Genomic DNA, 14,410 nt, shown 5'->3' with positions numbered 1-14,410 from the left:
ATGCCATTAAATATGGCTGAAAAAATAGTTGAAAAAGCAGCTTGCATCCTTATAAGGCAAGCTATGGAGCGAAAGGCAAGATTCGAACTCACGACCCCAACCTTGGAAAGGTTGTGCTCTTCCACCTGAGCTACTTTCGCATTGTTATTGAGCATTTATGCAATTACGGTTCCAAAAACTGGCACAACCCTAACTTTTTCAACCCCAATCCAACAACCTGCTGATATACAGCGGTAAAAAATATTAAATATTTGAAAAGTGCAAAAATGGTGATTCATCGAGGGATTTGGACTGTTTTAAATTGGGATTGGTATTTACGAGACGGGAGACGGAAGACCGGAGACGGAAGACGGGAGGGCATAAAAAAAAGCCGCTCAGATCTGAGCGGCTTTTGTACCAGGAGCGGGAATCGAACCCGCACGGCCTTACGGCCACAAGATTTTAAGTCTTGCGTGTCTACCTATTCCACCATCCCGGCAGCATTTCCTTTTACAGAAAGGCTAAAACAACAAAGCCCTTTTTCAAGGGCTTTTGAGCGAAAGACGAGATTCGAACTCGCGACCCCGACCTTGGCAAGGTCGTGCTCTACCAGCTGAGCTACTTTCGCTTATTTGTTTTTTTTGTTTGCTTTCAATCTCGTGCGATTGTGGATACAAAGGTATAGCACTTTTCCTGATTTGCAAACTCCCCGCTGAAAAAAAATCAATATTTTTCGCCTTTTAAGCCCTATTTACTGATTTTCAGAAGCTTATTTTTTATCAGCTTTTATGCATCATTATTCTCACCAGCTCCAAGGAAGAGTTGATCTTCAATTTCTTCATGATATTCTTTCGGTGCGTCACCAGTGTATTTGGGCTAATCCCCAATTCCTTGGCAATGTCACTCGCCTGAACCCCATTAACGATGAGCTGCGCCACTTCATATTCCCGTTTGGAAAGCTTGTTTTTGGCCACATCTTCAAATTGTTTGGCCATTTTGATCAGCGCACCGTTATCGGCTGTATAGTGGAATTCCCAATGGAACTTTGCCGGATCTGGCGGAGCATTCAATCTCATGCAAATCTGAAGGTCCAAAATGATATTCCCATTTTCATCCGTCATAAAGGGAACAATACTGGTCTGCTGCCAGATCTCCTCACCGGTAAGCCTGTGGATCCACCTGTAGGTATAACTCGCCCCAAAGGTCTTTTTTTCATTAAGACTTAATGAATCATAGGTATCGATATTCATCTTCTGGAATTTGAGCACTTCCTCTCTATCCTCATGATGAAACATCGACATGGTGGCCTCCAAGCCATACCGCTTGAAGTATTCTGCCGGCAAGCCCGACACATCAAATATATTGTCCGTAAAGAAAGCGAGGCTAAAATCCCTGTAATCAAAACTTCCCACAATCAGGTTGTCTTTGACTCCTACTTTCTCACTGAATTCTCGAAGCTCCTGAATGAATTTCTCTTCCTTTTCCTGGCGCCCAAACTCTCTATTTGACCAAGCATGGAATAGCTTCCTATACTTGTCTTGAGTCTTTAGCGCTTCCAATAACTCTACACCCATATTCTTATTCGTTCTTCCTATAGCGCTATAATAGCTAAAATCGTTCAATTATATAAGATTACTCCAGCTTTTTTTTGATTTCATTGAGTTTTATAAGGGCCTCCACTGGAGATATAGTATTAATATCAAGTTTTTCGATCGTTTCCTGAATTTCCTTAAACTTTGGATCTATTTCGAAAAGGCTCAATTGATAGTTGTTTTTCGGAACATCCTTCAGTTTTTCCTGCTGCTGGTGCAGGCTTTTATCTTTTTCCAAGTGGGACATGATCTCAGACGCTCTCAATACCACCGGATTGGGCATACCGGCCATCTGCGCCACATGGATACCAAAACTGTGTTCACTGCCCCCTTCCTTGAGTTTACGCATGAAGACCACCTTATTGCCCACTTCCTTCACTGAAACGTTGAAATTCTTGACCCTTCCAAAGTCTTCAGCTAATTGGTTAAGCTCATGGTAGTGGGTGGCAAAAAGCGTCTTGGCCCTGAATTTTGGATGGTTGTGAAGAAACTCCACAATCGACCAAGCTATGGATATACCATCATAAGTAGAAGTACCCCGGCCGATCTCATCCATGAGCACGAGCGACCTGTCAGAAAGGTTGTTTAGGATGCTGGCCGTTTCGGTCATTTCGACCATAAATGTAGATTCCCCTTTACTCAGGTTATCAGATGCCCCCACACGGGTAAACACCTTATCAATTAGCCCAATCCTGGCATAGCTGGCAGGTACAAAACTACCCATCTGGGCCATCAACACGATTAAGGCGGTCTGCCTCAAAAGGGCCGATTTACCGGCCATGTTGGGTCCGGTGATAATGATGATCTGCTGGCTGGAGTGATCAAGGTATATATCATTGGGAACATACTCCTCCCCGATCCCCAGCTGTCTTTCGATCACCGGATGCCTACCATCTTTTATTTCGATCACATCTGTATCGCTGCATTTGGGTCTACAATAATTGTTGGCTTGGGCCACCTGGGCAAAAGACAACAAGCAATCCACCATGGCCAGCATCCTGGCGTTTTGCTGGATACTGGCCACATATTCGGCCGCATCCTGCACCAACAGCATGAAGTATTTTTGCTCTAAGGAAATCAGCCTTTCTTCGGCATTCAGGATTTTTTCCTCATAAACTTTCAGTTCCTCGGTGATATATCGCTCCGCATTTACCAGCGTCTGCTTTCTGATCCACTCTGCGGGAACTTTGGCTTTATGGGTATTGGAGACTTCCAGGTAGTATCCAAACACTTTATTATAGGCTACTTTAAGAGAAGAAATACCGGTTTTTTGTATTTCCCTCTGCTGCATCTGAAGCAGGTAATCCTTACCGGAATTGGCCAGCCTCCTGTATTCATCCAAATCGGGATCCACACCGTTTTTGATCACGCCGCCCTGGTGGGTGAGCATAGGGGCATCCTCGAGAAGTTCATTTTCTATCTTTTCCAGCAAAAACTCGCAGGAATTGATCTGGTCAGCTATTTTCTTGAGGGATGGGTTCTTTTGCTTTTTGAGCAACTCCTTAATGGGCAGCGTGCTTTTGAGCGCTCTTTTCAGCTGATTCATTTCCCGCGGGTTGATCCTACCCACGGCTACTTTGGAAATCAGCCTTTCCAAATCCCCAATGTGCTTCAAATGCCCCAGGATCTCTTCACTCATTTCGCTTTCCTTGGAGAAATACTCCACGACATTTAACCGTTCCTCAATCTGCTCTTTTTCCTTTAGCGGCAGCACCATCCACTTTTTCATCAACCTCGAACCCATTGGGGTGACCGATTGGTCCAAAATCTGAATTAATGGAACCCCACCTTCCTGCTGCGAATAAACCAACTCCAGGTTGCGGATGGTAAACTTATCCAGCCAAACGAATTTTTCCTCAGCGATCCTGGAGATGGAGGCGATATGCTTGACCTCTTTGTGTTCGGTTTCTTCCAAATAATACAGAATGGCTCCGGCGGCCACTATGCCTTCATCCAAGTTTTCAATACCAAAACCTTTTAGACTGCTGGTCTGAAAGTGTTCAGTCAGTTTTTCATAGGCATAATCATACTGATAGACCCAGTCTTCGCAGTGAAAAGTGTTGAATTGGTCTTTTAAAATCTCAGCAGCACTGCTTTTTTGGGCCTTGGAATAAATTACCTCAGAAGGGGCAAAGCTTTGAAGCAGTTTTTCAATATAGGAAGTGCTTCCCTGACTGGTCATAAACTCCCCGGTGGATAGATCCAGGAAGGCCAGACCATGCTCGGTTTTGCCGAATTTTATGGAAGCCAAATAATTGTTTCGGCGCTTATCCAGCACATTATCGTTGAAGGAAAGACCGGGGGTCACCAATTCCGTGACACCTCTTTTGACGATCCCTTTTACCTCTTTCGGGTCCTCCAATTGATCGCAAATCGCCACTCTATTTCCCGCTCGAACCAACTTGGGCAAGTAAGAATCGAGAGAATGGTGGGGGAAACCTGCCAGTTCGATATGGGAGGCTGAGCCGTTTGCCCTCTTGGTGAGCACAATGTCCAGAATCTTGCTAGCCTTGATGGCATCCTCCCCAAAGGTTTCATAAAAGTCACCCACCCTAAACAATAACAATGCGCCAGGGTGCTTGGCTTTTATGGCATTATACTGCTTCATCAAAGGGGTTTCTTTGGATTTGGTTTTGGCCATCGTAAGGGGGATTTAATTCTTTATGCTAATTTTGAGGTGCAATTCAAACCTTGAAATTAAAGGTTTTTAATCAAAAAGCAGATGAAAAAATTAAGTATGGACGAATTAAACCGTCTGTCTGTCGAAGAATACAAGCAAAAGGACAAAACGCCCCTGGTATTGGTACTAGATAATGTGAGGAGCCTAAATAATGTGGGGTCGTCATTCCGTACCGCGGATGCTTTTCGCTTGGAAAAAATCATGCTTTGTGGCATTACAGGTACTCCCCCGCACAGGGAAATCCAGAAAACCGCCCTGGGGGCCACCGAATCCGTAGACTGGGAGCATCTGCCATCTACCTTGGAGGCTGTGGAAAAGCTCAAGCAGGAGGGCTATCAAATCCTAGCTATTGAGCAGGTGGACAAAAGCCAGATGCTTCACGAATTTCAGCCTGAAGATGGTCAAAAATACGCCATGGTTTTCGGAAACGAAGTGTTTGGGGTTGAACAGGAAGTGATCCAAGCATCCGACCGGGTGATCGAAATCCCTCAATTGGGCACCAAGCATTCCCTAAATATATCAGTAACGATGGGGATTGTGATTTGGGATTTGGTCAGTAAAATGGGGGTTTTGGGGAAATAGAAAAACCCGGACCTTTCGGCCCGGGCATCCAATTGTCCGAGGATTAATTCAGGACAATTTGTTCACCTAGATAAAAAAGTTAACCACACACTGTTTTTAATATCTGAAACATGGGATGATCCTGCTTCGGCGGTCCCTTTGGTTAGGGTCTCCGAAAAGGAAGCTATATCGGATGGAAATCTCATGTGCTCCTCCGGCATTGATAAGACCAAGCTTTGAAGTGGTAAAGTCAAAGCTGTATCCGATATCGACTCCACTATCAAGCGAAAAGCCGAAAAGCGCCACGATGGATTCATTGTTAGGCAGAGAATATTTGGAGGGCAAACCTCTATACCACAGCCCCATCACCATAGGTTGCAGATAAATCTGGGTACCGATATCCAATTGGTTGAAAGGATCCTGATGTTTTACATTGAAAGCAAAGGAAATCTCCCTTTCCTGCCTGGAATTGCTAAAGAAGTTGTTGATACTGCCGTTTCCCAAATCAAAGCGAATCCCGCCGTGTGCGGAAAGTTTCATGGGCAGACGGCTGATGTTGTCATCCAAAAAACTCTGGTTGGGCTGGGTGACATGGTGACCGGAGATCCCCACCCAGTAGGTTTCCCCGTTGAGCAGCATCCCAAAATTGAAATCTGCAAACCTGTGCCTACTGTCCGTTCCCAGCAGTTCCCCGCTAAAATCATCAATAGCACCGCGGTGAATGTCCAGCTGGGAACCGAAAACCAGATTGTTGAAGTTTACATCCCTGCCCACATAACTCACCTGGCCGCCGAAACGCAGGAAGGTATTCATGTTAAGCCTTACCCTATAGGAATAAATGGCTCCCACCTCCATGGTGCTTAAATGGGCCATGCTCTCTCTGTTGCCATTGAAAATCAAGCCTATCCCACTGTTGATGTCAAACATGTAGTGGTCGATATAGGCGGTGTAGGAATTGAAGGAATGGTCCAGCCCCGGCCATTGGTTACGGTAATTTACCCCCACGCGGGTCACCTCCGAAGATCCCGCAAAGGCAGGATTTAGGTACATAGGATTGGCATAAAACTGTGAGTATTGCACATCCTGGGCCGCTGCCTGAAAGGCGGTGCCTAAAAGTAAAATGAGTAATAGAATTTTTTTCATCTTCACGGTGGTTAAGTAATCCTTCCAGTAAGCGGTGAACAAACTAGAAGTCTTTAAAAAAATACTCTTTACCAACACTCTCTGCCGGCCTACTTTTACTCTTGCAATTCTTAATTATTCAAGGTTTAAATTATGTACTATAAATCGGAATATTTGCATTTCATCTTTAGGAATAAAATTTTATGTTTTTCATATACCCCTAAATGATATTTCTATAATCATCTGATTCATAGTAAATAATGAAAGATTATTGGTTTTTGCAAAATATTAATTGATTTATTTTCCAGCGAAACAGAACATCGAAAAACATAATTTTTCTAAAAATTATGCAATAAACAATTATCTGGAGATGAGGTGCTTTTTTTGGGGTTTTATTGAAAACGGGGAGGGTGGAAAAAATTTTTGTTTTACGAAGAAAAGGGACGCGGAGTTTCGCGGAGTTTAATAGGAGTTTCGGGGAGTTTTCCTCTTCGTAGAGAAATGTTAGTAAAGCCACAATAAGGATAAAAAAACCCTAGCCCTGTCTCACTTGGAGGAGACAGGGCTGGTTTTGTTAATTGATAAGCAAGAATACGCCGGAGCGGCTGGAGCGTTTGCCTTCGCGGGTGGTGTAGTAGATTTTGTAGACGTAGTTCCCGTTTGGACTTGGCTTTCCTTGGTGAAAACCATTCCATCCCGGATCTTCCATAGAGGTGGTGGTGTATAGCAACTCGCCCCAGGTGTTGAAAATATGCATCTCGAAATCCGACAAGCCCCTAAATTTCGGCATGAAGGTATCATTCAGGCCGTCCCCGTTTGGTGTAAAGGCATTCGGAATGAGTATTCTGTAAGAGTCGGTCACCTCCACCTCTATGCGACTCAAGGTACTGCAACCATATTCGTCATATACGCGCAGCGCGATTTCATAAGTACCAGGGCCAGCATAGGTGTGTTTCGGGTTTTGCTCACTGCTCTTGTTGCCATCTCCAAAATCCCAATCCCAGGCGATAATGTGGCCCTCACTTTCGTCATTAAACTGAATCGGATCATTGACCAAAATTTCTCCCTCCATATCCAAACTGATCACAGAATAAGTGAAATCAGCATCGGCAAACACAGGCGGGAAATCGATCACCCTCGACAGGTCAATGTTGCAACCTCTCTTGTCTCTTACAAAAACGGAGATGTCATCCGGGCTATTGAAAGTCACTTCGCGGACATTTTTCTCCCCACTGCTCCACTGGATTTCATATTCACCGGTACCTCCGGCGATGGTCACCCAAGCCGTACCAACCACTTCCCGCGTCTCACAATCCACATCAATCCTGGTGAACAAATCAGCCACCAATGGCTCAGGCTCATCGATGATGTAGGTTTTGCTGATGGTACAACCGTTTTTATCAGTCACAAGAAGCGTATATTCTCCCTTTTCCAGATCCACCCTATTCCAGGTTTTTATGTTGGAAGCATCTGACCATTCAATCGTATAATCCTGCACCCCGCCGCTGATGACATTATTGATGACACCATTTTTAGCCCCGTTACAAGCCAGCATTTCCGTATGGGAAGAAGTAATCGTTAATTCCTCAGGGGCTTGGATCTGTATGATCTCGCTGATGGAGCAGCTACCGTCCTCAACCCTTACACGGTACCGGCCCGTCTCCAAACCAGATATGCCAGAAGTTGTACGGTCCTTGATCCAATGATCCGGGTTGTCAAGATTTTCCCAACGGTAGGTGTAAGCCCCGCTTCCACCCGTGACTTCTAGATTGATCGAACCATTTTCGCTATCGTTACAGGTTGGGTTTTGATGAGAAGGCACAATGTTCAATGGGGCACGATCAGCCACCGTGTACACACGTGAAGTTCTACAGCCACCCTCTCCTTCAACATCCAAAATGTAATTGCCCGGCTTAAGGTTGGTTAGCTCAGTAGCACCTTCAAATTCATATAAAGGTGACTGGACGCCCGTTTGCGGATCGCCAAACCTCCAGGAAAGTTGCAGGTCTCCCAATCCGCCAGATACGTTGACGGATATCCTACCGTCCCGCATACCGAAACAGGAAATCGGTTCCAATTCCACGGTTTCCACGATTATTGGATCGGCAATGACAATCTCTACGGTGTGCTCGGCTTCACATCCGGTCTCAGTATCTTTCACTGTTACGGTATAATCTCCAGCAGGAAGATTGATCAGATTGGAGACCTGAGAGCCATTTGACCATTTGTAGGTATAATTGCCTGTGCCACCATTTACCGTAAGCTGAACATTCCCCCTTTCTTGGGGACTGCAGAGAATAAGCTTGCCGTCAGATTCAATTTCAAGAGATGGGGCAGGATTTGGCAAATCTACGGTGATGGTTTCCGTACATCCTTTATCATCTGTTACGGTCACCTCATACATGCCCGGCTCGATTCCAAAAATATCCTTGGTGGTGGCGCCATTTGACCACTCATAAGTGTAATCAGGTGTGCCGCCGCTCACTTCGAGAGTGATGGAGAGTTCGCCATCTTCATTACAAAGAATGTAATTAGGGGTCGCCACCACCAAAAGTTCCTCCTCGGGCTGACCAACATAGAAGCTTAGATAATTGCTTCTACATTCTCTAAAATCCTCAACTTCAACCCGATAAAGCCCAGCTGTAAGACCTTCCAAAAACGGCGTATCTTCATCTGTATGATCCCAATGGTATCGGTATGGAGAGTCTCCCTCAAATGGGGTTCCGCCTGTAACTTCTAAAAGAATGGAACCATCATCTCCCCCACGGCAGGAAACGTCAATGATTTCTTCCTTAACCAGAATAGGATCGGTCACCTCTACCACCACTTCGATAGGCTCGGATTCGCAGTACCCTACAGTAGAGTTGCCGATTCCGGCGGTGATGGTGTAGGTGCCGGCACGCACATTCAGTTCATTTCCGAAAATCTGCTGACCATTGACAAAATAAGAGTAATTGAGTTGACCATCTCGCTTGCTTCCACTGGCTTTTATGATTAGTTTTCCATCCATATTGTTTCCACAAGAAACAGGAATTATATCAGCCTCCACTTCAATCTTCTCTCCATCCTCAAGCTCAAAGGTGTCCGTCAGCACCAGGCAGTTTTCCCCATCGGTCACCTCATAGGCATATTGACCAAAAGGAAGGTTGGAAATGGTGTTGATTCTTTGGTTGAATGTATAGGTTTCAAAAGCTTCCCCGTTTCTGGTCAATTCCATGGTGAAAGGGGCAGTGCCGCCTTCAAAATTCAGCTGGGCGGTGGTTGATCCATCGATACAGATGATGGTACCGGGATTCACCGCAACGGTAAAGCCATCAGGCTGGCCAAGTTCAAACTCCCGCTCGATAGGGCATCGTTTTTCATCCAGGAGGGTAAACAGGTATTCCCCTTGCCTAAGGTTTTCAAATTCGTGCGTGGCACTGGCAGATAAGCCGGAAAGCGTTAGTTCCTCACCGGAATCTTTGTGCAGAAGCGTGGCTTCATAATTTCCATTTCCACCAGAGACCCTAAACTTCAACCAGCCCTCGTCACCCTCAAAACAGGTTGGGTCCTCAAAATCAAAACGTTCAATTTCCAATTCTTCTGGCTGGCTGATGGTGAAGCTTTTCGACTGCTGCCCACAACCTTCCGAATCAACCAACGCTACATTGTACTGCCCCGGGGCAAGCCCAGTGAATACCGTTTGACCCGCTGGCATTGCCTGCCCGTTGATCCGAACCGTGAAGTTTCGGCCACTTTCAACTTGAGGGTCAAGCACGCGGATAACGCCATCGTGGGCACCACGGCAGGTAATGTCATCAAATTCCACATCGGCAAAAGTAGGCTCCAAAACCTCGTGGATGGCAAATGCATGGGCCGTTTCGCCACAGCCTTCATCCGTCAATAAAAGCTCATAATCACCTGGTGCCAAATCCCTAAATGTGAAGTTACCTTCAAAAAGATTTTCCTTGATATCGATTACCTCTGAGCCCGAAATAAGCTGTAAGGATTTACCGGATTTCCCTCCGGAAACCGTAAAGGTGACACTGCCCAGATCATCGTAGCAGACCAACTGGGTTGCCAACAAGGATGCCTGAATGACGTTTGGCTGCTGAATGATGATATCATTGGTCCTTTCGGTACAGTTTTCAGCAAAAGTAACCTCCATATAGTAGGTCCCTGCTTCCAATTCATCCAATTGACTATCGGTAATCGGCTGTGGATTTTGGCCAGGCAGCCTTTTATACCATTGATGCGAAGCGCCGGTCACCGAGAAATCAATTACTCCATCATTCCCCCCGTAGCAGGAGACATCCTGAACCTTATTGGCAGAAAATGATGGGGCATTTGGCTGGGTGATGGTCAGTGTACTGTCATCTTCGCAACCTTTTGCATCTCTCACCATAACAAGATAATCTCCCGCATCTAGCGAAGTAAGTACTGACCCACTCAATGGTGACCAGTTATCGCTTTCATTTATTTTATAAAAATAGTCATACGGGGCAAACCCTCCGGAAGCATTCAAGTAAATAGCTCCCTCTTGTTCAGGGCAGGTTGGATCCACCTGAGAAGTCAAAATGGTAAGTGGAGATTCCGGCCCTTCAATTCTGAGCACCCGGTCAACCACACAGTCTTCCCCAGCCGACACAAAAACCTGATAGAATCCCACATTTAGGCCCTCAACTGTAGTCTGGTTCTGGCCAAACTGCTCATTGGTCTGCAGGTTTAGCCAATGAATATTGAAATCAGCGGCATCAAGCCCATTGCCCAAGCCTATCTGAAGCTTTCCACTGTTTTCCTCACACACTACATCGCTCTTATCCAACAGCTGAATGGAAGGACGGGGAACCGGGGCAATGTTAAAGGTTTCGGAAGTGGCCTTACAGCCATTGGCATCAAATACCTCCAGGGTGTAGTTACCTGGTCTTAAGTCGTAAATGTTCTGATTGGTCTGGCCATTGGACCATCTGAATTGGTAATCGCCGCTGCCGCCAAGGATGTCCACTTCTATAAAGCCATCGTTTCGGTCAAAACAACTGATGCCCTCTTTTTGGGAAAGTACCACCTGAAGTTCTTCGGGCTGGTTAACCACTATGGTCTCTTGCGCCTCACAGAATCCATCAGCAACAGTCACCAAATAGGTCCCCGCTTTTACGTTTTGGCTTAAGATTCGGGAGGTTTGACCGGGAATTATTTCAAATTCCTGAGTGTCCTCGTTGAAATACTGCCAGGAGTAATCGTAATTTCCTACTCCATTGCTTGCCGTAATTTCAATCCTGCCGTTTTCACTGCCAGAACAACCTGGCTGAGTTACTTCCGGTGTATTTATCGTAAGCCGGTTTTCAGGTTCGCTCACCGTATAGGTTTGCTCAAACAAGCAAGTATTGCCATCGGTGATGGTAAGATCGTATGTTCCTGCAGGCAGGGCAGTAAGGGTCCTTTCGGAGGAAGTCCCATTCGGCCCGGTCCATGTCACTTGGTAATCTTCTCCATCAGCCAAATTTCCACCGGTAATGCTTTGGATATCCAAAACCCCGCTCTCATCACCTTGGCAAACCACATCGGTGATCCTCACATTAGCCTGTATAGCCGGAGGGGATTCAATAGCAAAGGGACCGAAGATTTTATAACAATTGACATTTCCTGGATCAATGACTCTCAAAAAATAATTCCCATCCTGCAGCCCGTCAATAGTTAAAGAAGTACCTAAAACCTGATTTGGATAGCCCTGCAAAAACCACTCATATGTCAAAATCTGGGATGAGCCCCCTGTGACTGTCGCCTCAAATCCCCCATCATTGCCGCCTTCACAGGTTGGCAAGATTGGATTTAATTCTTCGAGCTTAATTTCCTCCGGCTGGTTGATGGCAAAACTGATGGTCTGGGGAAGGGTGCAGCCATTTTCATCTCGGATGTGCAGCTCGTAATCTCCAGCGGCGAGACCGTCAATCCGACCGTTTTGCCCCAACCTTTGGTAATTATTTCCTTCAAATGAATAGTAATAGGGAGCTGTGCCTCCTTCCAGGGAAATTTCAACGGAGCCCGTTTCTCCAAAACAAAGCGGGTCAGTAGTGGCATGCTCCAAGTAATCAAGTCGGCTTGGCGCCTCAAAGGTGAATGGGTTAGAGATTATTTCACAGTCATTTCTATCGGTCACCACCAAACGGTAAGTCCCTTCACCCAATCCGGAAATGTCAATTGAAGTTTCACCGGCCAGAGATTCCCACTGCCCACCTGGAAGCTGCTTTTCCCATTGATAGTCATAAGAAGGGTTGCCGCCCTCCACGCGGAGTCCGGCAACACCTCCATCTTGGTCATTATAACAAAGTAAAGGGCTTATGTTATTGTCATAAATAATGACCAAAGGGTCAGGCTGCCCCACGGTGATATCCCTGTAGAGCATACAGCCTTCTGCAATCTGAATTGTAACGGTATATTCGCCAGCCTCCAGACCGGTAAATTCAGCCTCAGTTCCCATATATTCCTCACCGTTCAGCCCAATCAAATAGGGCTCTGAGCCTTGAAGCCGCAGAAAAATAGACCCGTCCCTATCGCCATGGCAACTGGTTGGTTCTGAACTCAACTCCTCGATAATTGGGCTCTCGGGATCGGTAAGGGTAAATTCGAATGTTTCGTGGCAACCGTTGGCATCTATCAAAGTAAGGGTATAGTCACCGGCAGGTACATTTTCCAGTTTTTGGGATTGGCTTAACACATTGGTCGAACCAGTCCTCACCCACTCGTAGGTCCAAGGGGCTCCCCAGCCGCCAACTGCCTCTATCTCGATAGACCCGCTTGCCGCTTCCGGGCAATTGGGATCGGTAAGGTCAATCAGGGTGTAGCTGATATCCATTTCCGGCTCCCTCACTTGTATTATGTCAGTATTGGTCAGACAGCCATTTGCATCCATGACATACACGGTATAGCTACCTGGAGCAAGATCCTCAAAAGTCTCGGCAGAAGAGGATGAAGGAAGAAGTCCGGCAAAATTATTTTCCAGGCTGAACATGTATGGAGCTGTGCCTCCCTGTGCCCTTACCCGGATAGCGCCATCCACGCTGTCAAAGCAGACATCGTTTACCAATTCCACATTTACGCCAAGTTCGGCGGGTTCGCTAATGGAAAAAGTGGTGCTCATCTGGCAACCGTCAGCGTCGGTGATGGCAACTGTATAGTCTCCTGGCTCCAGACCGATTAAATTCAAAGGATCAACGCTATTGTGCTGAGTGGCTGATCCGCCGTTTATGGTGTAGGAGAAAGGAGCATCCAGTGTGCCCGAAAGGGTCAACCTGGCAGAACCATCATCTTCTCCATAGCAAGTGATAGCTGTGGGAGTGGGCTGGATGGTAAATTTGGGGGCATAGACGATCTGGAAAGCATAGTCTTCAAAGCAGTTATCATCGGTAGCCTGATCAGTGAAAACCCTGAAGAAGTAAGTCCCTGGCTCAAGGTCAGTTTCGGTAATCTGCCCGTTGTTTTGAGTCTGGCGGTTATCGCGATAAAGCGCCCCATCTTTCCACAATTGGTAGCTAAATTCAGGACCGTTTCCACCAAGGATTCGCGTAGTGGCGGAACCAAGGTCATTTTCACATACGGGATGCGTTACCTCAGGGCCGTTTCCATCGGCCTGCTCGAGTGGCTCGGGTTCTTCGATGATGATTTCGGCAAAGGCCACACATCCTGCGATGTCCCTGACTTCCACTATATATTCGCCTGCAGGAATATTATTTAGCTGACCCGTATTTTCATACTCCCGGATCAGTTCAGTCGGATTAGATTTATCAAATAATTTTACAGTAAAATTCAGGTTACTGCTGATATTCAAAATAGCCTGACCATTAGCTACCCCGTTACAGTTAGCATCGATAACGGTCACTATTTCCACCCCTACTGGATTGACAATATTTACATTTAGGCTTCGAGTGGCTTTATTGCCATGCCTATCAATAGCTTCAACTATATAACTCCCGTCTGGAACCACTTTGGAGGAAATATAATAATTGTTAGCATCAGGGCTTGCCACTACATCCTCAGCCTCCAAAACCCCATCACGCAGATACCTAAAAGTAATCGGCCCTTCACCAGTAGCTACCAGTGTGGTTTCCTGCAAACAGTCATCAATGGATGTTCTAATAATTGAAACTTGCCCATACGAATTCTGTATCAGGCTGAAAAAAATCACAGCCATCCAGATTAAGATCCAGTTTCGATTAATATGTAGCTTCATGGTCACAGACTCTGGTAAAAGCCAACTATTTTAGCACAGTTCCTATATGAATTTTTGAATTTTAAAGAAAAAATAAAGCTTTTTGTGATTACCTATTTTATTTTATGCAATTCGTATTACATAAAATGATATTCTTCAATAGCCTGATTTTTAATAAATTAAAAGAATAAAGTTTTTAAACGCAACAAATAATATTAAAAAACTGCAATTATCGGTTTACCAGTTATATGCTCCAATTACTACATCCTAACTCTATCTGCATTTCCCTAG

5 protein-coding genes and 3 tRNA genes are annotated in these 14,410 nt (G+C 45.7%); 1 reads left to right on the top strand and 7 read right to left on the bottom strand.

All coding sequences use genetic code 11. From position 1 onward, the window contains the following. Window positions 1–64 precede the first annotated feature (64 nt). The 5 genes from KI659_RS05985 to mutS form a co-directional block, all read right to left on the bottom strand. Window positions 65–140, bottom strand: a tRNA-Gly gene (locus KI659_RS05985). 254 nt (window positions 141–394) lie between these two features. Next, window positions 395–478: transfer RNA gene (locus tag KI659_RS05980), tRNA-Leu, on the bottom strand. 56 nt (window positions 479–534) lie between these two features. Further along, a tRNA-Gly gene (locus KI659_RS05975) sits at window positions 535–607 on the bottom strand. A gap of 151 nt (window positions 608–758) precedes the next feature. Further along, complete coding sequence (locus KI659_RS05970; protein ID WP_213944451.1) at window positions 759–1,553, bottom strand: helix-turn-helix domain-containing protein; 795 nt, start codon at window positions 1,551–1,553, stop codon at window positions 759–761. Window positions 1,554–1,611: 58 nt separating this feature from the next. Continuing rightward, window positions 1,612–4,212 (bottom strand): DNA mismatch repair protein MutS, encoded by a 2,601-nt coding sequence (gene mutS / locus KI659_RS05965; RefSeq protein ID WP_213944450.1) that lies wholly within the window; start codon window positions 4,210–4,212, stop codon window positions 1,612–1,614. Between the two features lie 81 nt (window positions 4,213–4,293). Between mutS and KI659_RS05960 the strand changes: the two genes are divergently transcribed. Next, window positions 4,294–4,833 (top strand): RNA methyltransferase, encoded by a 540-nt coding sequence (locus KI659_RS05960; protein WP_213944449.1) that lies wholly within the window; start codon window positions 4,294–4,296, stop codon window positions 4,831–4,833. A gap of 96 nt (window positions 4,834–4,929) precedes the next feature. On the opposite strand, the gene KI659_RS05955 is transcribed toward KI659_RS05960, so the two are convergent. Together KI659_RS05955 and KI659_RS05950 are read right to left on the bottom strand one after the other, a co-directional pair. Next, window positions 4,930–5,955: a PorP/SprF family type IX secretion system membrane protein gene (locus KI659_RS05955; protein ID WP_213944448.1), complete on the bottom strand. Its 1,026-nt coding sequence runs from the start codon at window positions 5,953–5,955 to the stop codon at window positions 4,930–4,932. 553 nt (window positions 5,956–6,508) lie between these two features. Beyond that, window positions 6,509–14,140 carry a T9SS type B sorting domain-containing protein gene (locus KI659_RS05950; RefSeq protein WP_213944447.1) on the bottom strand — a complete coding sequence of 2,544 codons (7,632 nt, stop codon included), beginning with the start codon at window positions 14,138–14,140 and terminating at the stop codon, window positions 6,509–6,511. Window positions 14,141–14,410: the final 270 nt, after the last annotated feature.

Origin of the sequence: Litoribacter ruber (assembly GCF_018449405.1) — a bacterium.
GTDB classification, from domain to species: domain Bacteria; phylum Bacteroidota; class Bacteroidia; order Cytophagales; family Cyclobacteriaceae; genus Litoribacter; species Litoribacter ruber.
The sequence above is the reverse complement of the archived record's forward strand: the minus strand, read 5'-3'. Positions and strand labels throughout refer to the sequence as shown.

What these genes read in the sequence shown, in the direction of transcription:
- KI659_RS05970 (WP_213944451.1), bottom strand. Translation starts at nt 1,553, where the DNA reads ATGGGTGTAGAGTTATTGGAAGCGCTAAAGACTCAAGACAAGTATAGG.
- mutS (WP_213944450.1), bottom strand. Translation starts at nt 4,212, where the DNA reads ATGGCCAAAACCAAATCCAAAGAAACCCCTTTGATGAAGCAGTATAAT.
- KI659_RS05960 (WP_213944449.1), top strand. Translation starts at nt 4,294, where the DNA reads ATGAAAAAATTAAGTATGGACGAATTAAACCGTCTGTCTGTCGAAGAA.
- KI659_RS05955 (WP_213944448.1), bottom strand. Translation starts at nt 5,955, where the DNA reads ATGAAAAAAATTCTATTACTCATTTTACTTTTAGGCACCGCCTTTCAG.
- KI659_RS05950 (WP_213944447.1), bottom strand. Translation starts at nt 14,140, where the DNA reads ATGAAGCTACATATTAATCGAAACTGGATCTTAATCTGGATGGCTGTG.